This is a genomic window from Vibrio sp. LQ2 (genome assembly GCF_023920125.1).
Classification (GTDB): domain Bacteria; phylum Pseudomonadota; class Gammaproteobacteria; order Enterobacterales; family Vibrionaceae; genus Vibrio; species Vibrio fluvialis.
Genome location: NZ_CP085308.1, coordinates 1,875,829 through 1,900,574, shown reverse-complemented (window position 1 = coordinate 1,900,574; position 24,746 = coordinate 1,875,829). Strand labels below are relative to the sequence as shown.

The window sequence follows — 24,746 nt, the reverse complement described above, 5'->3', positions numbered from 1 at the left end:
AGTCTATCTATTAATAAAAAGATAGGCCATCGCATCACAAAGACACGCAGAAAACTGCGACTGATTTCATGTGTGAGCAAATCAGGCGTGGCGATGGCGGAGTTTCTCTGCCGTACAATTTGCTTTAAGATCAGCGGTGTTGAACAACGCATACTGTCGACACGGCGAGGCCGGGTCGGTGGTTCCATCAATCAGGACACAGATATTTGGCCACCAAACACTCGGAATCGACTGTCACCATTGCCCTGCCTTCGCTGATCCATCGCATCGGCCGTGAACACGCTACGGCCTTGCAAGCGTTCGCGGCTGAGCATCGCTGCACCATCAAGCGTGTTCGCCGTTCACGCAACTGGCAATGCCAGGGCGAACCGGAAGATTTGCTGTTGCTGCTGCGCGCTATTCAAGCCAGCGACATCGCATTGGCCGTCGCGTCGGTAACAAGTAAATTGGAAGCGGGCATCAAGCCCTATCGGCAAGAAACATTAAGCGAAAGATTGGCTCAGTTGGTGCAGGACAACCCGGCGATGACCCTGGCTGAGCTGATGGAAAAAACCGGCTGCACATTAGTGCAAGCCAGAACGGTACGGGAAGAGCAGGAAAAGTGGTAAACCAGCGTTCAGGCTGGTTCACCAGTGGAATGCAAACGACTAAGCTTGGCTCAGCAGCTCTTTAACGATGGTCAGCACACCGCCATCACGGTTACTTGGCGCGCGGAAACGGGCGTACGTTTTGACTTGTTCATGAGCATTATCAACCGCGTATGAGTAGTAGCTCGCCTGCAACATTTCAACATCGTTGAAGTAGTCGCCGAAGGTCATGGTTTCCTGCTCAGTAAAATCAAACTTCGCCTGCAACTGCTTGATGGCAGTGCCTTTCGATGCTTCTGCGTTCATCACATCCAGCCAGATTTTCGCACTCACCACCACTTTGTGGCTGTGACCAAATTTCGCGTTAATGCTCGGATTAACCCATTGCTCAGTGCCATCAAAATGGCAAATCGCGACCTTGATAAAGTCATCCTCAACCGCCAGAAGATCCGACACCGACTCGCAGCGATGGTAGTACTTCTGAATCTCTTCCATTGCCTGTGGATCCTCTGTCTCGATGTACGCCGAGCGTTTACCGCACAGCACAACATGAGTTCCGGCAATGTTTCTTGCTTCGTTGATGATCGCAGCAACCGCCGATTTATCGATGGTGCTGCTGTAGAGTTCTTCGCCTTTGTACATCACCAAAGTGCCGTTTTCGGCGATAAACATGATGCGATCCTGAATCTCGGCAAAAGTGTCGAGCAAGCTGTAGTACTGGCGACCAGACGCAGCAGCGAACAAAATGCCGCGTTCATCCAATTGCTTGTGCAGGGAGAAAAATTCTGGGTCGAGCTGGCCCTTCTCGTCGAGAAGCGTGCCGTCCATATCAGTTGCGATGAATTTGATGTTTCGTTGTGACATAAAGTGAAGACTCGTAGATTCAAAATGCGTGGGCCCGCTCATCCTACCATATTCCGTCGCGGCTTATTCAGTTTGCTGTCAGAATACCTTCGGCCGAGCGTCTGACGGCCAAGCCACTAATTCGTTGATATTTATTGAACCCTCAATTAAAACTCAAAAATATTTGTAATGAACTCAAAAAATGTTTAGTTTGTCAGCAGATTTATTTGAGGAAGTGTCATTATGAGCTTTAAACAAGCCTACCTGTTTTACCTAACTTGCGCCGCCACCATCAGCTTTGGTTTTTCGTTTCTGGTTCTTTACCTGGCGGTAAACAGCTAAGTATCACTGAACACGATAAGTATAAGAAAAGCCGCTGCAGAGATTGTCTGCGGCGGCTTCATTTTTTGGCTTGAAGATGCAATCTTATGCGGCTTTAATCGGTTTGGCGTTCGCCGCGCTTTGGCGCGTTTTCTCACTAATTAGCGCTTCGTGCAGTGCGCAAATCGCACTGTTGTAATCGCTGTCTTCAACCACAAATTGCACATTGACATTACGCATTGAAGAGTGTGCCGCCATCGGATTCACATTCAGTTCCGCCAAGGCGTGCATACCGCGCGCCAACGCTTGGTTGGTGTTGATGTTCGCACCAATGGCTGAAATCAACGCCACCATTTTTCCGGAAATCGACGCATTCGGATAACGTTTCTCCGCTTTATACAGCAACTGGTTGAGGTTATCGCTGGAACCGCTGAGGAAATAGGTCATCGAGTTGGCATTCATCTCTTTTCCAACCAGATGCACTTTGGCTTCGGCAATGATTTCCATCAGGTCATAGCTCACGTTATCCACTTTGCCGACCATGCTCTGATCAAACATGTGCAGCGCAAATACCTTGTTGCGCCCGGCAATAATCTCGACCTTGTTGTCTTCAGGCTGATGATGATTGGAGATCAGCGTGCCCGCGTGGTCCGGCTCAAAGGTATTTTTCACCCGCAGTTCAATCTCCTGATTACGCAGGCCCGCCGCCGCATTGGGGTGGATTGCTTCCATGCCAAGGTTGGCCAGTTGATCGGCCACATCAAAGTTGGTCAGCCCCATCGGGCGCACTTTCTCCGGCCCCACAACGCGTGGATCGGCTGAGCTGAGATGATACTCTTTGTGAATGATGGCCTGATCAGCATGGGTCAGCGCGGCAATGCGGCTGAACGTCATCTCGCTGTACCCACGATCATAGGTTTTCATCAGGCCTTCGTCGCAATAGGCATAACCCGTCACGATCGGCAGCTCCGTCGAGACATCTATCTCTTCGAAAGCGCGCAGAATTACCTCATCCAGATTGCCCCGAGTGCCTTCGTTCCAACCCGACAGGTCAACAAAACGGGCGTTAATGCCTAGCGTTTTCAGTTTTAGTGTCGTGTTATACGCGCTGTGCGCTTCGCCAATCGAAGAGAGAAATTCGCGGATCTGAGGCAAATAGTGACGCAGCGAAAACTGCCCGTACTGGCAGGTTTCAAGAATATTGTTGATGCAGTTCACCGCTTCAGAAATGCGGGAACGAATGAACTTATCGGCGCGAATCCGGCTCATGGGATCGGCAAATAAGTTTTCATTAGTCAGCAACATACGCTGTTCCAGCTCGTACATTGCATCCGTCCAACTGTCGTCGCGTTTCGCGATCATTTGATAGATGCCAGGCTTGCCGGTGCGTTTGCACTCCAACAGGGCATCGGTCATGCCCGAATAGGCCGAGACAACAAATACGCGGTCATACGGATTACTCGGTTTAAGCAGAATATTATCAAGGACCGCGTCAAACGCAGTCATGGAAGTACCACCGATCTTTTCTACGGTGTAAGACATGGGGTCTCCTCGTTATGTTGAATTTACAGGGTGTCGCTCAAGTAAGGTTGCGGCGTCATGTCCGCAACCTCATTCAGCCAGCACTAATCGGCGATGGGATAGACGCCGTTTTCATCGTGCACTTCCGCCCCTGTCAGCGGTGGATTGAACACGCACGCCATGACCATATCGGCGCCATCGTAGGCGCGCAGGTAATGTTCATCGTGTTTATCCAGGATGTAGAGCGTTCCCGGCTTAATCGGGTAAGTTTCACCACCAACCACGGCAATTTCGCCCTCACCGGACATGCAGTAGACCGATTCCAGATGATTTTGGTAGTGAATGTGGGTTTCAGTGCCTTTGTAGATGGTCGTGATGTGGAATGAAAAGCCCATCTGATCGTCTTTGAGCAACATACGGACACTTTCCCAAGTTCCGGTTTCAGCAACGATACGGCGTTCACTTTGGCGACATTCATCCAGGGTTCTTACGATCATGACTCTTCCTTATGAGGCTTTTTTAATGAATTGAGGTGCGATGTTTTCCACCGCGCGTTCGAAAATCTCCAGGCCTTGTTCCAGCTCGGCTTCACTGATGGTCAGCGGACAGAAAAACTTCACCACTTCATCATTTGGGCCGGCGGTTTCAATCACCATTCCCAAACGGAAACATTCGCGGGCGATTCTTTCAGCCATCTCACCACTTTGGCACTCGATACCCTGCATCAAGCCTCGCCCTTTCAGGCGTGAGAACAATTCAGGGAAACGGCGCAACGACGTTTGGATGGTGCGGGTCACCTGCTGAGCTCGCAATTGAATGTGCTGAGCAAAATCATCGTTTGCCCAATAGGTTTCCAGCGCTTTGGCAGCGGTGACAAAGGCGTGGTTGTTGCCACGGAAAGTGCCGTTGTGCTCGCCCGGTTTCCACTGATCCAACTCTGGCTTAAAGAGCACCACGGCCAAAGGCTGTCCGTATCCGCCGATCGATTTCGACAGCGTGACGATGTCGGGTTCAATGCCGGCAGGTTCAAAGCTGAAGAAGGTGCCCGTACGGCCACAGCCGGCCTGAATGTCATCAACAATCACCAGTACGCCATGTGCTTTACAGATTTTACTCAGGCGTTGCAACCACTCATTGGATGCCGCGTTCAGACCGCCTTCACCTTGCACCGTTTCAACCAGAACCGCCGCTGGCTTATCCAGACCTGACGAGTTGTCGCTCAGCATGGTTTCAAACAAAGCAAGACCATCAATATCGGCATAGCCGTCGTACGGCAGACGCGTGACGCCAGAAAGGCCAAGCCCCGCACCACCGCGATGATGCTGGTTCCCCGTCGCCGCAAGAGCGCCGTATGAGCAGCCGTGAAAACCATTCGTGAAGGCAACAATATTGCTGCGCCCGGTGACTTTACGTGCGAGCTTCATCGCCGCTTCAACGGCGTTAGTACCGGTTGGGCCAGTGAACTGCACTTTGTAATTCAGGTCGCGAGGTTCAAAGATGTAGGTTTGCAAAGCACGCAGGAATTCCGCTTTCGCTTCCGAATGCATATCCAGGCCGTGCGTGATGCCATCTTTGTCGATGTACTCAAGCAGCGCTTGTTTAAAAATGGCGTTGTTATGGCCATAGTTCAGCGAGCCAGCGCCCGCCAGAAAATCGAGGTAAGCATCACCATCTTTGGTATACAGCCAGCTTCCTTTGGCGGTGGAAAACACCACAGGGAAATGGTTGGCATAAGATTGAACGTTTGATTCTTTCTTTTTAAAGATATCCATAACGATGGGATTTATCCTTTTCGGTTAGTTCGTGGATTAAGAGGAATTCGGTACAGGTATTCGGTGTCATGCTCGCCATCAAAATGGCGGGTTTCATCGAGAAACGTCGACACTTCACCCTGTTCACCGTGGGCCCGATCCAATTTCTTAAACAGACTCCAAGAGCCATTGTTGTCTCGGGTAATCGTGGTTTCCAGCACGTCAATGTCGGCCAGGTCATCGCGGGTCAACAGTTCGTTCAGCATATGGAAAGCCAGACCCATTCCGCGTGCGCTTTCATGCACAGCGACCTGCCAAACAAACAGCTCGTTTGGCTTATCCGGCTTGCGATAGGCTGAGACGAATCCCACCATGTCGCCATTACGTTCGGCGACCACGCAAGTACTTTGAAAGTGTGTAGATTGCAGGAAGTTACAGTAGGCAGAATTCTCATCCAACGGTGAACATTGCGATACCAATTCATGTACGCGTTTGCCATCCATTCGGCTTGGAATTCGGAACGACCACTCTTCCTGAGCGTTGTGCATAATTTCTGGGTATGCAACCCATGGTGCTGCTGTAATCATTGTCGGCCACATATCAATTCAATTTGAACTCTAAACAAATTCCTTTTATAAACTAACAGCTCAAATGAATATTTCAACCCCTAAACTCGACAGAATATTACAGAAAACTCATAAATTTATTTTTTATCAATAAGTTAAGAGAGAAAACAACAGTGCACCAAAACAGACAATATATTTAGATGTGTAATCAAAATGACAATTTACTTACAATGACATGTCAGACTGGATAAATAACAAGGCTGTCACTAGCAATTTGAATGGATTTCGCAATTTGCATTCGCAGAATGCAACCATTGCGGCTGAAATAGTGCCAAAAGCAGAGAAAAACGCGCAAGATATAGTCAAAACAGTGCTCTAAAACTTGGCACATATACTGCATTATATTAGTCGACCCTTATTAAGCCGAGGGTCACCTAGCCAACTGACGTTGTTAGTGAATGCATTTTGTTCACAATCTATATCGGCCAATCGTGATTATTACGATTGGCTCTTTTTTTATCTGCCATACGCAGTTGAGAGTCATTGCACACTTCTCGACACCGCGCTTTACCTCTTTGATTTCCGCAGTAAAGTGACCACGTCAACGTTCACAGATGTGTGCCCATGAAAACGGACTACCACAAACGCTTATTACCCGTCATTCGCTTTCTCGAAACCAACTTCGATCAACCGTTTAATCTGGAAGAAGTTGCGCGCATGGCTTACCTCTCTCCTTACCATTTTCATCGTATTTTCAAAGCGGTAATGGGCGAAACGCTCAACGACTATTTACGTCGTTTGAGAATGGAAAAGGCCGCCAACCATCTGTTTTATAAAAAACTGTCGGTGGTCGATGTTGCGTTATCGATGGGATTTTCCAGTTCGCAAGCCTTTGCCAAAGCGTTCAAGCAACATTTTGGCCTGACAGCGAGTCAGGTTCGCGAATGCGATAATCTGGAGGCGTTTACTCTGCTGCTACAAAACAGCAAGATAGGACACATGCTGCGCAAGTATGGACACGATTCAGAATCAGAGGCTGCCTATAATCACCAGACGTTGATAACAAGGAGTCACCAAATGGATCTACAGACTTTCGAACCGAGCGGTTTGGCATTTGTACGCGTAACCGGACCGTATGGCGAAAACTACGAGCCCGCCGTGGGCAGTTTATATGGTTGGGCGGGGCCAGCGGGACTGGCGCACCACACCTCTATTTTCATTTATCACGACAACCCGGAACTGACACCCGCTGACAAATGCCGTACGGACATCTGCCTGCTGGTTCCATCAGGTACAGAAGTACCCGCTCACATTGAGTACACCGAGTTTTCTGGGGGCAAATACGCAACTATTCGCCGCACAGTAACCGACAAATCGCAGTATGTTCTGTATTGGGATGAGTTGATGGAAAAAGTGGTGGAACAAGGGCTCGATTCTGACGATCGTCCCTGTTTTGAGCTCTACCATGAATGCAATCCAGAAACTGGCGTTGCTGACGTCAGCTTCTGCACCGCGATTCGTTAAATACACGCATCGTCCGGAAACATTAAGGGGAAGCCATCGCTTCCCCTTTCTTTATTCATGCCGAATTAACGCAGAATCGGATGACGTCTATCCAGATGCAGTGGACGAGCACGTTTTATCGTTAACGACTGCTTTTTCTTCCACTGGATATGACACAGCTCCATTACCAGACCAAACGCCATCGCGAAGTAGACATAGCCTTTGTTGATGTGCCATTCAACGCCTTCAGCCATCAGCAGGCCGCCCAGCAGTACCAGGAACAACAGCGCCAGCGTTTTGAAACCAGGGTAACGGCTGACTAACGCGTTAATCTTGGCCGCGGTCAGGATCATGATCACCGCCGACACCAGAATCGCTGCCACCATCACTGGGATATCGTTGGTCAAACCGACAGCGGTGATCACCGAGTCCATAGAAAATACCGCGTCAACTGCGACAATTTGTAGCAGTACAACGGTCAGTCCGGCACTGACATTCGCGCTTTTCTGATGCTCGACGTGGGTCAACCAAGACCACAGTTCTTTTGCGGCTTTAATGAACAAGAATGCACCGCCACCAATCAGGATAAAGTCACGGCCTGACAGCTCGTTACCCAACAGTGTGACAATAGGGCTGGTGAGAGACATCACCCAGCTGATCGAAAACACCAAACCGATACGCGCGGTCACGGCCAGCGCAATACCCAAATTACGCGCCAGCGCTCTCTGATGCTGCGGCAAGCGTTCACACAAGACGGAGATAAATACAACGTTGTCGACACCAAGCACCACTTCCAATGCCAACAATGTGGCAAAAATGGCCCAAGTTTCCGGTTGTAGTAATAGTTCTAGCATGTGGCCTCCTTAGTCAAGGAAGCGGAGTAAAACGAAGAAAGGAATGGGATTGGTCGCCTGAAGGGGTCGTCCATTAGTGATAATAACCTCTGTTACTTAGGAGGCATAAGTAAATCATTCGGCGAGATTTACGACAAGATCTCCATTTGTAACAAGCTATGTAAATATCGTACTGACCAATATTGTTTTGCATACGATTCACAACAGAAATGTGTTTTTCTTATCGTGCCGATGTTCACGCGGTGTCTTACCGCTCCAGCGTTTAAAGCGGGTACTGAAATTCGCACTGTTTGCATAGCCCACCATTTCGCCGATGTGTTGTATCGACCAGTCTGAGCGAGCCAGCAATCGTGCCGCATATTCCATACGCAGGCGGGTCAGATGTGCTTTCGGGCTGTGGTGATAATAACTCTGACTTAAGCGATGCAGATGTGGTACCGAGCACGGCACCAAAGCGGCAATTTGATCCACCGTCCAATCTCGATGCAGCTGTTTTTGTACTTGTTCAAACGCACGGTTTAAACGCACGTGCATGCGTGATTGCGCGTTTGGTGCAGGTGAACTGAGCAAATCATTAATTTGTTCCACCGCATGCTGCGCAACACGCTGTCCTAATTCCGGTGGCAGTGTCATGGTGCGTACCAGCGTTTGAATACAGGAAAACATCACGTCGGTGATTGGCGTTAAATCGTATTGTAGGTGTGTACCGGCGACACATCGCCATTCGTGACGCGGTGTCAAAAACAACCACGCCAGCTGCCAATCTTCCTCTTCGATACCAAAGCCATTCTCACAACCCGCGGGGACGACGATCAGCGATCCGGGCTCCAATACGTAACGCTCTTGCCCACTTTGCAGCCAGCCTTTGCCTTTCACCGTAAACAGCAACATATGCTGGCCCGGAGATTTCCGATACACGCTGAACGATTCGCGACACGTCGCGAGGCCACACTGCACGATGCCACTCTGTTCCAGATGCAGTGCATGTTCCTGATCGATGATCTGATGCGTCGTTTTGTCGGAAATTCGGTAATGTTCCTGCTTATCCTGAATCATGAGAGTTTGGCAAACATTTGAGAGGGAATTGAACAATACAAAGATCCGCCCAGCCCCTACACTGGCAGCGTTAATTCCTTCGAGTGAGATCTCACCCATGATGGCCTCTTTTCGTCAGCTGGACCGTCCGTTCTGGCAAAAATTAATTCAAATCGGCGTGCCTGTCTCCCTGCAGTCAATGCTGTTTTCTCTGTTGGGCGTGGTCGATATATTTATGGTCAGTCAGCTCGGTGAAGCCGCGACCGCCGCCGTCGGTGTCGGTAACCGGATTTTCTTTTTCAATCTGATCGTCATCGTAGGTGCCAGCGGTGCGGTGAGTGTGCTGGCTTCACAATATTTTGGTGCGGGCAATCTCGACGGTGTGCGCCGTGTTCTGGCGCAATCTTGGGTGGTCGCGCTGCTGTTTACTTTGCCATTTATGATGCTGTATCTGATTGCGCCGCAGTCGGTGGTGTCTGTCATCGCATCCGATCCGCAATACGTCTCGCTGGCGACAGACTATCTATGGGTCACTGGCGCCAGCCTGTTTTGCACCGCATTGGTAGTCCCCGTTGAAGGCGCTTTACGCTCGGTTGGCGAGGCGACACTGCCTACGCGAGTCAGCATCATCGCCATCATCATTAACGCGATTCTTAATGCGCTGCTGATCTTCGGCCTGTTTGGCTTTCCGGAGCTTGGCGTGCTGGGAGCAGGGATTGGCACATCCATTTCTCGTCTATGTCAAACCGCAATGCTCTTTTACGCCTTGCGCCGTCGCTACCCGCATCTCTTGCCGACCCGCGACAACTGGCGACAAGCAAAGTCACCTCAGCATCGTGCACGCTATTACAAAGTGGCTTGGCCAATGATCGTGCACGACACTGGTTGGGCAGCGGGCATTCTGGTCTACAACGTGATTGTCGGTCAATTGGGTGTCTCGGAGCTGGCGATCATCTCCCTGCTTTCGCCAATAGAGAGTGTGCTGATTTCTGCATTCCTTGGCTTTGCCGTCGCCGCGTCAATTATTTTGGGCAACGAGATAGGCGCCCAGAACTATCAACGGGTGGAAAGTACTGCCTGGTGGTATGTGCTTACCAGCTGCGCACTGGCCTTGCTACTCGCTCTGTTGTGCTATCTCGCCAAACCTTGGCTTGCCTGGCTTATCAGCCACAGTCCGCTGGAAGACTCAGCGATGGCACTCAATGTCTGCCTGGTCATGGCGTTTGGCATGGTGCTGCGGGTGTTCAACATGGTTGGCATCGGCGGCGTACTGAAAAGCGGCGGCGATATTCGCTACAGCATTTTCATCGACCTGTTCGGTCAATGGGCCATTGGTATCCCGCTCGCTTATTTCACTGGTTTAGTCTTGGGCTGGCCGTTGCACTGGGTGTTGATGGTTATTTGGCTGGAAGAAGGGGCAAAAATTTTTCTTACCACACAACGCATTTTCTCTAAACGATGGATTAACAACCTCATCAATGACGGTGACTCACCCACTCTCACTGCCTGAAACACGATGAAAAAAGCCTGACGGACGAGGGAGGGAGTTCGCGAGTCAGGCCAGAGGGTCGTGTAACTTTATTGTTGTTGTGTTTGCAATGTGACGTCGCCGCGCGCTATTGCGCTAAGTGGTCACATTTGGCCGCACAAATAAAATCGTTCTTGTGTAGGCCTTTAATCGAATGACTCCACCATGTCACCGTCACTTTACCCCATTCGAGTAAAATACTCGGATGGTGAAATTCCTCTTCAGCTAACTGTGCAATCTGATTTGCAAACGCCCAAGCCAGCTTAAAGTTCTTAAAACGGTACACTTTTTCAAGTTGCGGAATACCATCGCGATGGATAAGCGCCCATCCTTCCAGCTCGCTCAGAAGCGTTTGCTGTTCATCTTGTGTCAAAGCGGTCGCATCGGCACTGCAAGCTTCGCAGCGTAATTCATCAAGCATGAGTTTCTTCCTTCGGTGTGAATAATGGTGGCAGTAAACCTGCCGCCATGGCTTTTTCTACATGGCTCATCAGATCGGTCTGACTAAGCTGATACAACTGGCGGATATCATCCAGTACATAATAGACCGGCTGCATGATATCGATGCGATACGGTGTCCGCAGGACATTATGTAAGTTAAAACTTTCCCGATCAGGGATGGTACTGTCGAGTGAATAGATGGTTTCGCCCGGTGAGGAAAGAATACCACCACCATAAATTTTGGTATTGCTGCCCTCTTTCACTAATCCAAACTCTACCGTGAACCAGTAGAGGCGAGCGAGATAGACCCGCTGCTGTGGAGTCGCGTTTTTCCCCAGTTGTCCATAGGTGTGAGTAAACGCGGCGAAATCCGGATGAGTGAGCATTGCGCAGTGACCGAAGATTTCATGGAAGAAATCCGGCTCTTGCAGATAATCGAACTCTTCCCGGCTACGCAGAAACGTCGCAACAGGGAATTTTTTGTCCGCCAGCAGGGCAAAAAAACGGTCAAAATTAATCAGTGCGGGGACCGGCGAAACCTGCCAGCCCGTTTCTCGCATCAGAACTTCATTAATTTCAGGTAGTTGTGGAACACGATCAACGGGAAGATTGAGCATTTCCAATCCATCAAGATAAGCCTGACAAGCCCGTGAACGAATCACAGATTGTTGGCGCTGAACCAGGTCGCGCCAGATGGCATCTTCTTGCGAATCCCAGTCGACTAATCCCTTACTATTCACTGGCTTGGAATGATACTTGGTCATCACCCCTCTCCTTAACAATTCCGTTACATTAAGCCTATCGCCTTCGAAATTGGCTGCCAATGATCTGTTCAGAATACCGCCAAAAACCAGTGTAACATTTTATTTACATTGTCAGTTTTTTTGCTTATATATCAGCAAGCTGATTATTGGGCGCAGGTTTGACTTTACTGAAAAATGGTCAAAACTTGATGCATTACAAAAAAAATCACACACTCATCGAGGATGTTATGCCACACGCCACGCCCCTTTGGACTCCCAGCCAGGACCGAATTGAATCATCCAACCTGCAGCAGTTTCTCCGCCATATCAACATGCAGGGTGAAGCCTTAGATGCCTATGAGCAGTTACATCGTTGGTCGGTCACGGATAAGAAAAAATTCTGGCTCGAAGTGTGGCAATTCTGCGACGTGATCGGGTATTGCGGTGACTGCATTCACGGAGAAGGCATTGCGCGTTGGGATGAATTTGTACCGGCTCGCGATACTATCTGGTTTCCTCAGGCACAACTCAATTACGCGGAGAATTTACTCTCCTACGCGTATCAGCAGCCCGACGGTGTGGCTATTTGGTTTAAAAACGAAAATGGCCAGAGCCGCAAACTGACTTGGCAACAACTGTGCGATCAGGTTTCTGTCGTGCAGCAATGGCTGACTCAAAATGGGGTCGGCCGCGGTGACGTGGTCGCGGGTTATCTCCCCTACTTGCCAGAAACCATCGTTGCCATGCTGGCAACCACCAGTCTCGGTGCGGTTTGGACATCCACCTCACCGGACTTTGGTGTCGACAGCGTGGTGGAGCGCTTTGGCCAAGTGCAGCCTAAAATTCTTTTCTGCTGCAATGGCTACAGCTTCAATGGCAAACCCCATGTGATGGAAGAGCGCAACGCCAGCATTGTCGCAGCGATCCCTTCCATCGAAAACACCTGCCAGATTGAGTATCTCCAACAGCGTACTTACAGTCAGGATTTCAATGACACATTTTCGGACTGGCAGGCGATTCTCGCCAGTTATCTGCCACGTGGCATCGAATTCGAGCGGGTCGGTTTTAACGATCCGCTGTTTATTCTCTATTCTTCCGGCACAACGGGTCAGCCAAAGTGCATTGCGCATTCCGTTGGCGGTATCGTGCTCAATCACCTCAAAGAACATCAGTTGCATTGTGACATTCAGCCGGGTGACCGCGTGTTTTATTACACCACCTGTGGCTGGATGATGTGGAACTGGCACGTCTCCGCACTGGCGAGCGGCGCGACTCTGGTTGTTTACGATGGCAGTCCGATGTATCCCCAACCGAGCGTATTGTGGGAACTGGCTCAGGAAACGCAGATGACGCTGTTCGGCACTTCGGCCAAATACATTGAAGCGCTGCAAAAGAGTCACTTTTCACCCAGTGATTTTTATGACTTAAGCGCGCTGAAAACGCTCTGCTCAACCGGTTCAGTGCTCTACCCTGAGCAGTTTGAATACGTCTATGCCGACATTAAGGCCGATTTACACTTGGCGTCTATTTCCGGGGGCACTGACATCTGCGGCTGCTTTGTTCTGGGCAATCCGATTTCCCCCGTCTACAGCGGTGAGTGTCAGGGAGCCGGTCTCGGAATGGACATCGCGGTGTTTGATGACGAAGGTGTGGCCGTGAGTCAGCAGCGCGGTGAGTTGGTGTGCCGAAACAGTTTTCCCAACCAACCCATCGGTTTCTGGCACGATAATGGTGAACGATACCACCACGCATACTGGGACAAATATCCTGGCGTTTGGCATCACGGCGATGAGATAGAGCTTACGGCTCACCGCGGCTACCGCTTTTACGGTCGCAGTGACACCACGCTTAATCCGGGTGGCGTGCGCATCGGAACGGCGGAAATTTATCAGCAGGTCAATCAGTTAGAAGAAGTGCTCGATTCGATTGCCGTCGGCCAAAAGCAAGGCAACGATGAAGAGATCGTCCTGTTTGTTCAGTTGCACGATAAGGCATTTTTGACCGATGAACTGAAAGACAAAATTCGCAAAACACTGCGCACCCACTGCTCGCCACGCCATGTACCAGCCCGAATTTATCCCGTCAGTGAGGTACCACGCACTAAATCAGGCAAGTTGGTCGAACTGGCGGTGAAACAGACATTGCAAGGACAACCGGTAAAGAATCTGGGCGCAATTGCCAACCCGACGGTGCTGCATGAAATCGAACAGATCTTTGAAAATGAGCAACCATAACCGGGCAAGATGAACCGGATATCATGCTGGCGTGAGTATTTTTCATTACTCTATTTTTCTTTAATAATGATATGCTTGCGCCACCGTATACTGCTTTATTTATTTTATGGATTATATTCATCTATCGAGATTCAGTTTAAAGCACCTGACGGCACTGCACGTCATGCTCAGCACTCGCAGTGTCACGCAGACCGCTGCCCGACTGTGCGTCAGCCCCTCCAGCATCAGTAAAATCCTCGCTCAGTTACGTGAACTGCTCGATGACGACTTGTTTTACCGCGACAGCAATCAGTTGATTCCAACGCCCTATGCCCTGCAAATGGGTCCTGCGGTTCACAGCATTTTATCCAGCATGAACGGTCTTCTTCATCAGGCCAACTTTGATCCCAAACTCTATAACGGCCACTATCGGCTCGCCATGCGTGAGAGCACGCTCGAGCTCTTCGCCGAAGACATCGCTAACATCATTTCCGAATGCTCACCCAATCTCTCTTTGACGATCCATTCTAAGGAGTATTACGGATTTGAAGCGCTTCAGCGCGGTGTGATTGATTTCATGATTCTGCCGCACGACATCAGCCAACCTCCGACTCACGCTCAGGATCTGGTTTGGCATATTATCGCCGACGACGAAATGGTGTGCCTGATGAATCCCAACCATCCGCTGGCTCAAGGCGAAATGACCACCGAAGACTACCTGTCTTACAAACACATCGCCATTCTCGATAAGGAGCTCAGTGAGCCCTATTTTGAGAAGAATCTCGCTCAGCGTCATAAGTCACGCCAGATTGCGGTCACCACCGCAGACTTCGGCGCAGCGGCAATCATGTGCCAACATACGGATCTGCTGTTTACCTGCTCTAAACACTGGGCAGACAGAGCTCATCAGGCGCAAGGGTTGATTTACAAGACGCTGCCGTTTGACTACGGAACGGTGGCTTACAGTTTGGTATGGAATAAGCCGAGCATGAATGATCAGGCAATGAAGTGGTTGTGTAAGCGCCTCACCAAAGGTCAGTGCGGTTGCTAATCAGCGGCAAGCGATACGGGAAAAGTAAAAAGGTCAGCACATGCTGACCTTTTTATTCTGTTTTTGCTTTTATTTATTTCAAACCCTAGCCATGAGTTGTTAGTCAATAAACAGATTCTGGTATGAAAATGGTCAGGGGAACTGCTTAATAACCAAATTCATATTTGCAGTGTATGTATTGTAGGACTTTTCCGACAGTGAAATTACGTAAATAGTCAATTTACGATTTGGAAAAACCTTGCGGCCCTAGGCTTTGGGCAACGCTACCCAGAATGTATTGAGTTCATTTTCTCGTGGCATCAGTTCAATCGTGCCGCGATGCAGCTTGGCGATGTCTTTAGTAATCGACATACCCAGTCCCGCTCCATCGCCTTTTTCGGTGTTCGCACGATAGAAGTTTTCAAACAGTTTCTCGCGGGTTTCTTCGCTTAACGCTGCGCCGCTGTCGCTCACCCACACGTTGACTGCACCGCCCGCCTCTTTCAGCGTGACTTTAATTTGCGAACCTTGGCCAGAATAACGAATGGCGTTATCGACCAAATTGGTAAACAGAATGCGCAGTAGCGACTCATCCCCCAGCACATAGATATCATCACCATCGAGCGACAGTTCTTGCTGATGACGCAGCGCAAATGGCACCAGTTCCGCCAATACACCCTGCACAAGTTTAGTCAGGTTAATGCTTGAGAACGTGAGGTCGTGAATACTCTCCACTTTAGCCAGCATCAACAGCTGTTGAATCAGGCGGTCGGTACGCTCTATACCGCGCAAAATGTTGTTCAAATCAGATTTGAGCTGATCCTCATTCTGGCTCAACAATGCGTTTTCTGCGTTGAGGCGCAGGACCGTGAGCGGCGTTTTCAGCTCATGCGCAGCCATGCGGGTAAATCGTCGCTCCCGTTGCCAGGCATGATCCAGTTCCGTCAGCAATACGTTTAAGGCATCGACCAGCGGCGATAACTCCACCGTTGGATTGGACACATAGATACTGTCGAGCTTGTTGGCATTACGCTGAGTAATGGCGCGTTTGAGTTCGGAAATCGGTTGGAAATGCTTGCCGATCAATAACGTCATCACCAGCGCCAGGCAAGGGATCATAATCAATTGCGGCAGTGCGGTTGAAAGTGCCAGTTCGCGGCTCATCTCGTTTCGAATCGACTGCTTTTCCGCCACGATCACGTATTCAGGCTTGGTGTGGTAACGATCCGGCAGTGGCAACTGGAAATAACGCCATGTCTGTCCATCAATATCAAAATAACCAAAGCCGGCATAACGTGGATCGTGGGCCGTTCGGGCGATATCAGGAATGGAGCTCCACACCAGTTCACCGCTGTGATAGAACTGAATCAGAATATTGCGTTCATACGGGTGTCCAAACGTGGTAGGTGAATCATCACTTCCAGCTTGCGCTTTGATGCGCTGCATCCAGGTATCGAGAATTTGGCTGGCTCGTCTGGCTTCCAACCCTTCTTCCTTGAACGGCATGCCGAGCAGCAGCATTTTGGCCGATTGCCCCAAGCGTGCATCGTACACTTCTTCGATTTCATGCTGGGAGGCACTGAAACTGAAAAACAGCGACAGAAGAATGAGTCCGCTGGAGAGCAGAACAACCGCAATGGTGAGGCGTTTTTTGATCGAAAACGCTTTTACGTGATTATTTTTCAATGATGTAACCCACGCCGCGAATGTTTTTGATGACATCATTGGAGACTTTTTTGCGTAGGTTATGAATGTGAACTTCGATGGCGTTATCGCTCGAGCCTTCATCCCAACCATGCAGTGATTGTTGCAACTGCTCTTTGCTCATCACTCGGCCAGCATGTGTCATCAGAGACGCCAGAAGTTTGAATTCGTTGTTGGTCAGTTTCAGTCGGTTTCCCTGATAATCGACCGACTGTTCAGAGAGCGACAGTGACAACTCTCCCACTTCAATACGCGTGTCACAGTAGCCCGATTGACGGCGAATCAGTACCCGCAGGCGCGCCATCAACTCTTCCAGTGCAAACGGCTTGATCAGGTAATCGTCCGCACCGCCATCAAGGCCTTTCACCCGATCTTCGATGTCGTCACGCGCAGTCAGAATCAGCACCGGCAAAGTAAAACCCGCGCGGCGAATGTTGCGTAGCACCACCAGACCATCAATATCCGGCAGCGTGAGATCGAGGATCACCGCGATAAACTGTTCGGTTTTGAGCACGGTTTCCACACCGGAACCGCGCTCAACCCAATCGACGGTGTATCCATGGCGACTTAACGAGGTCACCATTGAGCGTCCTAACAGGACATCATCTTCTACAAGCAACAAACGCATTACTAATTGAGTTCTCCAAGTTTTTGGGCAATTTCTTGTTGTCGGCCCTGATCAGCCAGCGGACGATCCGGACGTGGCTTCGCGTGCTGCGCTTTGGTCAGATATTGAATCGCTTCTGCTTTGCGACCATCCTGAGCCAGGAAATCACCATAAAAGTAATTCGGATCAATACCTTCCGGATTTATTTCCAACGCTTTATGCAGCATTTTTTCCGCTTTGTCATCATCACCAAAGCCGATAGGCCAGCCCGGTACCTGATAGTATAGCGAACCTAAACTGGTATACGCAGAGCCATCTAACGTTTCCGGCGCTTTTTCAATAACTTGTTCCAGCAGTACTTTCGCTTCCTTCACCAACGACAACGCCCCCAGACCACCTTTCGCTCCAGCGAGTGAGGATTTATTGATCGCCAGCCACACTTTGAGATCCTGGCGCTCCGGCTCCTGCGTCAACGCCTCTTCATTGCGTTTGATGAGGTTTTCCAGACAGTAAACCTGATGATCTTTGTCTTTGGACTGATACTGACACACGGCCCATTTTTTCTGAATAGTCAGCAGCGGATCAGCACTCGCTGCTGATACCGAAAGAGAAGTCCCCAGCGTCAGCGCAGCTGCGAACATTGCCATATTCCGTTTCATTGTTTGTTCCCTCATGATTTACCGTGAACCTGATTGATGTATTGATGAATGGTGTCCTGCTGTTTGCGAATCGATTTTGACACCACTCCGGGAATGATTTGGTTGAGGCGTGCAAACAGCTTCTCTGGCCAGCCAATCCATCTCGACGCCTGTTCATCTTCCAAAATAGAGACCACGTGTTTGGCAACCACACTTGGCGCATCGCTGTGATTACCTAACTGGCGATTCATTTCAGTCACGCGATCATCGTTAAGATCGGTTTTCGTCGCACGTGGCGCCAAATACAGCACGCGAATGCCTGCACCATCAAGTTCACGATCCAGCGCTTCACTAAAGCGCTGCACGCCCGCTTTCGCCGCGCAGTAGGTGGTGTAGCCGGGAAAACCGATGGATCCAAACGTAGAACCGATGTTGAGGATGATCCCTGGTCTTTGCAGCCAATTCAGTGCCGACTGGCTGGTCAGAATCGGCGTCATCAGATTGAGGTGAATCTCCTCTTGCAGCGATTTGGCGCTGCGCTGGGCGAGGAAACTGAACTGATTGTTGCCCGCGTTGTTGATCAGCACATCAATGCGCTGCTCGTTTTGCACCTGCTCAAGCCCGAACGCTTTGAGCTGCTCTTCACTGTCCGGTTGCTGAAAATCAATGCAGAGTGTCTGATGACGTTCAGGGTCATTCAGGCTGTTCTTCAACGCTTCCAGTTTATTGCGGTTACGCGCCACCAGCACCAGCGATGCGCCTTTCGCTTCGAGCGCGTGTGCGATCTCCTGACCGATTCCCCCGGAGGCCCCCGTCAGCAGTACGCGTTTACCTTGCAAATTCATCTCTCTCTCCTTACGCTGCGCGCTGTAACGCATCAGGCGTCAGGCCACGCAACATATCGCCATACAAGCGAAACACCATATTGGCCGAATCGATAATGGCTTGCTGATCCAGCGGATCGGTGATTTGGTTCATCAGCCCTTCAAACAGCTGAATGTGGTCCTGATCGAGCACGCTGTGCGATGTCAGATAACTCATCGCGCTGTCCGGCAAATTCAGTTTATCCTTGACCAACGCCGCCACCTGACCACCGACGCCCACACTGGTACCTTCAAGCACCCAAACCATACCGAAAAAAGCCATCGGGTTGACCCGGTCAATCTGGTGATAGAGGTAAGCCACCATCAGTTCGATCGGTGCGCCGACTCTCCCTTGAGCCTGATTCGCACGCACCATACCTGCATCTGCACCACACGCTTTGATGTCGTTGAGAATCCACTCGTGGTGGCCCTTCTCTTCTTCGATGTACTCACCAATCGCCTGACGCAACCATTCATATTTCTCCGGCAAGCGCCCACCACAAGCCATCAAGAGTGGTACCGTGTGTTTCACGTGATGGTATGCTTGGGTCAGAAACGCAACGTAGGTTTCGCGGTCGATATCCCCTTTTGCACACTGGGCAAAAATCGGTGCCTGCAACATGGTTTGCTGCGCCGCTAAGGTCTGCTGTTTCAATGTCTGAAAAAATTCACTCATCCTGTATTCCTCTTTAATGCTTCAATTCAATGCGTTAACAAGATTGCTGGAGCTGGGTCGTGACGATTTTGTTGTCACTTTCTGGCAGTGTTGCCAGCCAGTTTTCAAACTGTTGACGTACCGGACGCCCATTACTGGTGAACAGCCCCGGCTGCTGCTTGAGCCCGGCGACCGTCACCACTTTACCGATGCGGGCATAATCCGGCAGTGTGTTGTTCAGTTTGTGGATGCTCTGCACCACGATTTCAGGTTGATTGCCATCCACGACCGCTGTCAGCGAAGACTGTCCTTCGCCAACCACGACCATACTTTGCAGAGCAGGCAGCAATTGCGCTTCCGATTCCAGCCACTCCGGTGAGATATTGCGTCCGTAGGCAGTGATGATTTGATTCTTTTTACGCCCGTTGATGGTCAGAAAACCTTGTTCATCTAACTCACCGAGATCCCCGGTTGCCAGCCAAGGCTGAGCGAAGGGTTCGCCGATGTAGCCCAACGCCACGTTGCCGCGCACCAGCACTTCGCCGTCTTGCGCGATTTTAACTTCCACATGGGGAAGCACCCGGCCACTGGTTCCCGGCTTTTGAGCACTTGGCGTGTTGAGACTGACGACCGATGCGCACTCAGACAAACCGTAACCTTCAAAGGCCGGAATGCCCAACGACTGCGCCTTTTGCAGTAAGGCAGGCGTCACACGTGCACCACCGACGGCCACGAACTTGAGCGAACGTGACAGCATTGGATTGAGCGTCACAATGTGGATAAGCGCCATCAGTAACGCCGGAGTCAGAACCAGACTATTTGGCTGATACTGGCTCAGGGCTACCGCGAACTGATTCGGATTGAAATGGCTTGAACCCGACAATCCCACCGCTTGTCCCGGAACCACGACTGAGGTGGCACCCAGCAGAAGCGGTACATAGACGCCGGTGATGTTCTCAAGTAGCGTCGACAGCGGCAGAAGTATCAGATGTTTCTCGCAACAGGTTTCGGTTGCAATCGAATCAGCCAGCGCGGCACTCACCAGCGCCAGTTGCTCGTCGCTTAAACAGACCCCTTTCGGCTGTCCGGTTGAACCGGAGGTAAAGGTAATTTTGCTGCTGCCGGGCAACCAGTGCGCGCCATGCGCATGTTCATTACGCCACAGTGGCAAACCTTCGATTTGCCCCAAAAGCTCAGGCTGCCAACTGTGCCACTCTCCGATCAACACATCCGCACCGGATTGCTCTAACGTGTGTGCGACCTGTGCATCACTGAAAAACATCGGGACAGGCACAGACGGGATCTGCGCCTGCATCGCGGCAAGGTCAGCGATGACCCAGTCCAGGCTGTTTTCTGCTCTCAGCGCAATACAATGAGCCGCCAAACGACTAAGCTGATCCGCCGCTTCCCGCACTCTGACCAGCAAACTCAGATAACTGATCGATTCCATTTGTTGCGTGCGCTCGCTGTATCCGGTAAACGCCGTGGCATCCGGTGTCTGCTCTGCGCGTTGGACTAACGCCTGTAAAATCTTGTTCATGAAAAACCTCCGCTTAAACGATGTTTGCGGTCGGAAAACAGAGCCTGTAAATGCGCTAGGGCTCCTTTGAGATTGCCTGCAACGATGCGTGGCTGATATTGGTAGTAATTGCCCCAAATGCTGTGGGCATCAGGAATGCGGGTCGGATCGGCTTCGGCCAGAATGGTCGGATCCAAACCAAGGCGGCACATCATGGCGTACAGGGGATCTGTGGCGGTAAAAATGCACCACTCATACCCCTGCTCCACCAGCTTCTGTGTCATCAGCAGAAAATGCAGTGAAGAAAAACCTTTGGAAAATGATGCAAGCTGACCAAATTCAATCAGCTGCGCGCGATCAATCGGACGACTGAACGCCGAGGCGAGCAATTCATCGGCCGGATGATCCAGATATTGTTCGAGAAACAGTGCCTCTTCGCTGGCAACGCGGTAACCACACAGAGATTTAATGTGGTCCTTATCCATCAACGCCATGAAGGTTGGCATAAAGCAATTGAGACGTGCATCAAACGCCAGCGAATAACGCTGAGCAATGTAGTGTTCGACCTCACCCCGCTTGGGATGGTTGCGATCAATGATCGCCAGATCAAGTGCATGATCCTGAAAAAAGTCTCTCATTCAGAAGCCCTCTGTGGTGCCTTACTCACTGAGCTTAAGGAGGCAAGCTTAAGAGAAACTTAAGAGACTTAAGAAAACAAAAAAAGCCGCGACAGGAACCCTGTAGCGGCTTGGATTGATTACAAAATTTTTATTTTCTGCCGACGCCCATGACAACTGGCATGACACCTTGCGGAGTGCTGATTTCAAACACCTTGCTCACTTCGACCATCGCAAAGCCAGCCTGTGTCAGCATGGTTTCCACATCACGTTCACTTAAACCAAATTCAGGGTCGTTATCATCCACCAGCCAATCCCAGTGAACAAACAAACCACCCTCATCCAACAAGGTGTAAATGATGTCGGCAACTTCATTCTGGTTGGGTACAAAACCACACACCGAAGACGCCACGACCACATCAAATTGTTTGCGGAATGCCGGGTGCTGCGCAACCAGACCGCGTGTTAAGTGATCCACTACTGGCTCAACATTGGCCAGCTCTTTTTTATCCAGCTCTTCGATCATGGCTTCGGATGCATCCAAAGCCACAATATCTTTTGCCATTGGTGACATCAGTTGACTTAGCAAACCCGTACCGCAACCGAAATCCAGCACATGCTTGCCTTCAAGCGAAATGAGCTTATTCAGTTGCTGAAAAACGTTCTGCGCAAAAACGGTTGTCGCTTCGTCTTTTTCCCAATCCGCTGCGTATTCGTCCCAGTCGTGTGCCATCATGGCCTCCGTGTTACTTCTTGTATTCGGGCAAACTGCCCAAGTGACCTCAAAATGGCTGGCTCATGGCCGAAAATCGATAGATTTTCTGTGAACCCATCGGTTTGAGGCAACTTGAACTCCCCAAGATTAAACCAAAACGAAGTGAAGTTCATAGAGTTACAACGCAATCTTGCGTAAGAAAATCTGAATTTGGCTCAATTGGCGATTATTAGAGCAGATAGGCAGCCACACAAAAATTGTTTATGATTCCGAGACTTTCATTGAGTTGAGCACGCTATGAACCTGTCACAAATCGAAGCATTCTGCACCATTGCCAACACCGGTTCGGTTTCAGAAGCCGCCCGTCAGATGGAGTGCAATCGCACCAAACTCAGCATGGCAATCAAAGCTTTCGAAACCGAATTGGGCGTGGAACTGTTCGCACGTACCGGAAATAACCTCACCCTCTCTGAAGCTGGCAAAGCGATTTACAAAGATTGCGAGAACATCCTGATCACCGCGACGCGCATTCGCCGCACCTGTTCACAAGTGTCTGATGAGTTCGCCGCAGAAATGTGGATCGCCCGTGACGACTCTTTGCCCGATACACTGTGGCAGGATCTGGCGCATTCACTCAATAAACTGTTTCCCAATACCTCGTTTAACATCGTGCTTGCCTCAAGTGGTGACCTTGCAAGCCTGGTTGCGACTCAACAAGTGGATTTCGCATTCGGAGTTGACTACGAACGTTTGGACGATCCCCGTATCGGTTATCAGCCGCTGGGCAAAATCCGTATGATGTCGGTGTGTAGCGCAACCCACCCGCTAACCAAAATCAAACGGGTAACAGACGAAGATCTGCGAAAATCCATGCAAGCGGTGATGGTGTATCTGAATGAACAAGACAATTCGAGTCTGGAACCTTTCTCGCGCCGCTATATCGGCTTTTCCAGCTTTGAATACATGCTCAGTACCATTCTGACGGAAAGTGCTTGGGGCGTACTGCCGGAACCGCTGATTCGTCACCACTTGCGCGAGCAACGCCTTGCGGTAATTCGCCACACCTATGGTTTGACACAAGAGGATTTTTGTATGTTTAGCGTTGCGGGTAGTTCTGAAAACCCGGCGATGCTTTGGCTCGCCGATAAGATCAGCGACTACTTGTTTGATTTCTAAATTCTTGCTTTGGGGATGCCCGACTTGCCAATGAGCCAGTCAGTGTCAATAATAATGACAGCAAAAATATAAAGCAACTTATTGATTTTAAATAAATAAAACAAAACAGCTCAAACATTGACCTGTTGAATATGCAAATCGTCGTTGTAAAGCCACGCCGTTCAGCCAAAATATCCTCAGTTTCCAACAGGTAAAAATAAAATGTGTGCTCGAACAAGTTTTAACGAAAATCGTGTCTTGACCCTCTCAGCTCTTTTTGCGTCAATGTTTGCGGGTGGTGGCTTGATTGTCGGTCTGCTTGTAGGCTCACTGGTTATCATGTTTGACGGTGTCTATTCTCTCGTCAGTTTACTGTTAACATTATTGTCGCTAGTCGCTGCTCGCTACATCAGAAAACCATCTGATGCCCAATTTCCTTTTGGCCGCGCAGTGTTCGAACCGGCGGTAATCGCCGTGAAAGGTGCTGTGATTCTACTGATCGTCAGTTATTCACTGTATTCTGCTATCGGTTCCATGTTTACTGGTGGCCGCCCAGTCGATGCGTCTGTCGCGACTGCTTTTGGTGCCATCAACGTTGTAGGTTGTGGCCTGGCTTGGTGGTATATGAAATCACTGGGTAAACGTCACGCATCAGGTCTGATTGACGCTGAAGTTAAACAGTGGCAAATGGACACGATGTTGAGCGTAGCCGTAACTGCTGGTTTCGTTATCGCATGGCTGATGACTCTGACGCCAATGGCAAAATACGCGGTATACGCCGACCCGATGATGATGCTGGCAATGTCGTTCTACTTCATCAAAGTACCATTTGAGATGCTACGCTCTGCAATGCGTGAAATCTTCCTGATGGCACCGAGTAAAGAGATTTGTCAAACCGTCGACCAAAGTGTAGTTGCGGCTGGTAAAGAATCGGAACAGGACATTGAACTGGCAGGCGTGACTAAAGTCGGTCACGAGCTGTGGGTCGACGTGGATATTTACCCAGACAGCAGCGAAGTAATTCTGGTAGAAGATATCGAACAAACACGCAATACCATCGAAAAACGTTTGTCGAAACTGCCGCTGAAACTGCAGATTACCGTCAACATCGCAAGCTAATCGCAAACCCGCCCTTCGGCGGGTTTTTCATTCCCACTTTTGTGAATACCTTCTTTAGCATTGACAAGCCGCAGCACATGTATGAAATTGATTGTATGAAAGCGAATCAGAAACACCTCAACGCACGAATTATCATCATTCCTTAGGAATGGTGGGATTGTGCTGTGCTTTTGATTTCTCGAACCCACCCCCAGAGGTGGGTTTTGTGTCACTACCTC

The 24,746-nt window shown here is 50.1% G+C and carries 24 protein-coding genes; 7 read left to right on the top strand and 17 right to left on the bottom strand.

The genetic code is table 11. The annotated features are described in order from the left end of the window. The first annotated feature begins 206 nt into the window (after nucleotides 1-206). Entirely contained in the window at nucleotides 207-608 is a 402-nt protein-coding gene (locus LGV68_RS08915; RefSeq protein ID WP_202642928.1) for a ribosome recycling factor family protein, read from the top strand. A gap of 39 nt (nucleotides 609-647) precedes the next feature. On the opposite strand, the gene LGV68_RS08910 is transcribed toward LGV68_RS08915, so the two are convergent. The 5 genes from LGV68_RS08910 to ectA all read right to left on the bottom strand — a co-directional run bounded on the left by LGV68_RS08910 (nucleotide 648) and on the right by ectA (nucleotide 5,622). After that, entirely contained in the window at nucleotides 648-1,451 is an 804-nt protein-coding gene (locus tag LGV68_RS08910; RefSeq protein WP_061055408.1) for a Cof-type HAD-IIB family hydrolase, read from the bottom strand. 405 nt (nucleotides 1,452-1,856) lie between these two features. Then, complete coding sequence (locus LGV68_RS08905; RefSeq protein ID WP_202642927.1) at nucleotides 1,857-3,293, bottom strand: aspartate kinase; 1,437 nt, start codon at nucleotides 3,291-3,293, stop codon at nucleotides 1,857-1,859. 83 nt (nucleotides 3,294-3,376) lie between these two features. Next, entirely contained in the window at nucleotides 3,377-3,769 is a 393-nt protein-coding gene (locus tag LGV68_RS08900; RefSeq protein WP_020329026.1) for an ectoine synthase, read from the bottom strand. A gap of 9 nt (nucleotides 3,770-3,778) precedes the next feature. Continuing rightward, nucleotides 3,779-5,044, bottom strand: coding sequence for a diaminobutyrate--2-oxoglutarate transaminase (ectB, locus tag LGV68_RS08895; RefSeq protein ID WP_252536568.1), 1,266 nt, complete (start codon nucleotides 5,042-5,044; stop codon nucleotides 3,779-3,781). Between the two features lie 11 nt (nucleotides 5,045-5,055). Next, entirely contained in the window at nucleotides 5,056-5,622 is a 567-nt protein-coding gene (gene ectA / locus LGV68_RS08890) for a diaminobutyrate acetyltransferase (RefSeq protein ID WP_252536566.1), read from the bottom strand. A gap of 591 nt (nucleotides 5,623-6,213) precedes the next feature. Between ectA and LGV68_RS08885 the strand changes: the two genes are divergently transcribed. Beyond that, nucleotides 6,214-7,113 carry an AraC family transcriptional regulator gene (locus tag LGV68_RS08885; RefSeq protein WP_024375521.1) on the top strand — a complete coding sequence of 300 codons (900 nt, stop codon included), beginning with the start codon at nucleotides 6,214-6,216 and terminating at the stop codon, nucleotides 7,111-7,113. A 65-nt stretch (nucleotides 7,114-7,178) separates the two neighbouring features. Here the strand turns inward: LGV68_RS08885 and LGV68_RS08880 are convergent, their stop codons facing one another. After that, on the bottom strand, nucleotides 7,179-7,946 hold the full coding sequence (locus tag LGV68_RS08880; RefSeq protein ID WP_172571675.1) for a TerC family protein: 768 nt from the start codon (nucleotides 7,944-7,946) through the stop codon (nucleotides 7,179-7,181). 198 nt (nucleotides 7,947-8,144) lie between these two features. Further along, complete coding sequence (locus LGV68_RS08875) at nucleotides 8,145-9,002, bottom strand: AraC family transcriptional regulator (RefSeq protein WP_061056060.1); 858 nt, start codon at nucleotides 9,000-9,002, stop codon at nucleotides 8,145-8,147. A 97-nt stretch (nucleotides 9,003-9,099) separates the two neighbouring features. On the opposite strand from LGV68_RS08875, the gene LGV68_RS08870 reads away from it, so the two are divergent. Continuing rightward, nucleotides 9,100-10,491 (top strand): MATE family efflux transporter, encoded by a 1,392-nt coding sequence (locus LGV68_RS08870; RefSeq protein ID WP_061055406.1) that lies wholly within the window; start codon nucleotides 9,100-9,102, stop codon nucleotides 10,489-10,491. Nucleotides 10,492-10,597: 106 nt separating this feature from the next. Here LGV68_RS08870 and LGV68_RS08865 read toward each other — a convergent pair whose 3' ends face one another. Continuing rightward, nucleotides 10,598-10,930 carry a 4a-hydroxytetrahydrobiopterin dehydratase gene (locus LGV68_RS08865; RefSeq protein WP_020329019.1) on the bottom strand — a complete coding sequence of 111 codons (333 nt, stop codon included), beginning with the start codon at nucleotides 10,928-10,930 and terminating at the stop codon, nucleotides 10,598-10,600. Then, the gene (gene phhA / locus LGV68_RS08860) at nucleotides 10,923-11,714 is read right to left on the bottom strand and encodes a phenylalanine 4-monooxygenase (RefSeq protein ID WP_061055405.1); all 792 of its coding nucleotides are present in this window, start codon (nucleotides 11,712-11,714) and stop codon (nucleotides 10,923-10,925) included. Before phhA ends, LGV68_RS08865 begins: the two co-directional genes overlap by 8 nt. Nucleotides 11,715-11,941: 227 nt before the next feature. On the opposite strand from phhA, the gene LGV68_RS08855 reads away from it, so the two are divergent. Continuing rightward, nucleotides 11,942-13,927 (top strand): acetoacetate--CoA ligase, encoded by a 1,986-nt coding sequence (locus LGV68_RS08855; protein WP_061056059.1) that lies wholly within the window; start codon nucleotides 11,942-11,944, stop codon nucleotides 13,925-13,927. Between the two features lie 106 nt (nucleotides 13,928-14,033). After that, nucleotides 14,034-14,957: a LysR family transcriptional regulator gene (locus tag LGV68_RS08850; RefSeq protein ID WP_024375478.1), complete on the top strand. Its 924-nt coding sequence runs from the start codon at nucleotides 14,034-14,036 to the stop codon at nucleotides 14,955-14,957. Between the two features lie 246 nt (nucleotides 14,958-15,203). Here the strand turns inward: LGV68_RS08850 and LGV68_RS08845 are convergent, their stop codons facing one another. The 8 genes from LGV68_RS08845 to LGV68_RS08810 form a co-directional block, all read right to left on the bottom strand. Further along, a complete protein-coding gene (locus tag LGV68_RS08845; protein ID WP_020329015.1) occupies nucleotides 15,204-16,622 on the bottom strand; it encodes an ATP-binding protein in 1,419 nt (472 codons plus the stop codon). Next, entirely contained in the window at nucleotides 16,612-17,268 is a 657-nt protein-coding gene (locus LGV68_RS08840) for a response regulator (RefSeq protein WP_024375479.1), read from the bottom strand. The genes LGV68_RS08845 and LGV68_RS08840 overlap by 11 nt, the downstream gene beginning before the upstream one ends. A 2-nt stretch (nucleotides 17,269-17,270) precedes the next feature. Beyond that, nucleotides 17,271-17,906 (bottom strand): TPR repeats containing protein, encoded by a 636-nt coding sequence (locus tag LGV68_RS08835; RefSeq protein WP_047459868.1) that lies wholly within the window; start codon nucleotides 17,904-17,906, stop codon nucleotides 17,271-17,273. Nucleotides 17,907-17,917: 11 nt separating this feature from the next. Further along, nucleotides 17,918-18,730 (bottom strand): SDR family oxidoreductase, encoded by an 813-nt coding sequence (locus LGV68_RS08830; RefSeq protein WP_020329012.1) that lies wholly within the window; start codon nucleotides 18,728-18,730, stop codon nucleotides 17,918-17,920. Nucleotides 18,731-18,740: 10 nt separating this feature from the next. Further along, nucleotides 18,741-19,424 (bottom strand): iron-containing redox enzyme family protein, encoded by a 684-nt coding sequence (locus LGV68_RS08825; protein ID WP_061055404.1) that lies wholly within the window; start codon nucleotides 19,422-19,424, stop codon nucleotides 18,741-18,743. 34 nt (nucleotides 19,425-19,458) lie between these two features. Next, nucleotides 19,459-20,943, bottom strand: coding sequence for an AMP-binding protein (locus LGV68_RS08820; protein WP_222763315.1), 1,485 nt, complete (start codon nucleotides 20,941-20,943; stop codon nucleotides 19,459-19,461). Further along, nucleotides 20,940-21,560, bottom strand: coding sequence for a thermostable hemolysin (locus LGV68_RS08815; RefSeq protein WP_024375483.1), 621 nt, complete (start codon nucleotides 21,558-21,560; stop codon nucleotides 20,940-20,942). The genes LGV68_RS08820 and LGV68_RS08815 overlap by 4 nt, the downstream gene beginning before the upstream one ends. Nucleotides 21,561-21,690: 130 nt before the next feature. After that, complete coding sequence (locus LGV68_RS08810; protein WP_222752638.1) at nucleotides 21,691-22,272, bottom strand: class I SAM-dependent methyltransferase; 582 nt, start codon at nucleotides 22,270-22,272, stop codon at nucleotides 21,691-21,693. A gap of 279 nt (nucleotides 22,273-22,551) precedes the next feature. On the opposite strand from LGV68_RS08810, the gene LGV68_RS08805 reads away from it, so the two are divergent. Both LGV68_RS08805 and LGV68_RS08800 read left to right on the top strand, forming a co-directional pair. Further along, nucleotides 22,552-23,430 carry a LysR family transcriptional regulator gene (locus LGV68_RS08805; RefSeq protein ID WP_252536564.1) on the top strand — a complete coding sequence of 293 codons (879 nt, stop codon included), beginning with the start codon at nucleotides 22,552-22,554 and terminating at the stop codon, nucleotides 23,428-23,430. Nucleotides 23,431-23,631: 201 nt separating this feature from the next. Continuing rightward, nucleotides 23,632-24,528 carry a cation diffusion facilitator family transporter gene (locus LGV68_RS08800; RefSeq protein WP_024375351.1) on the top strand — a complete coding sequence of 299 codons (897 nt, stop codon included), beginning with the start codon at nucleotides 23,632-23,634 and terminating at the stop codon, nucleotides 24,526-24,528. Nucleotides 24,529-24,746 lie beyond the last annotated feature (218 nt).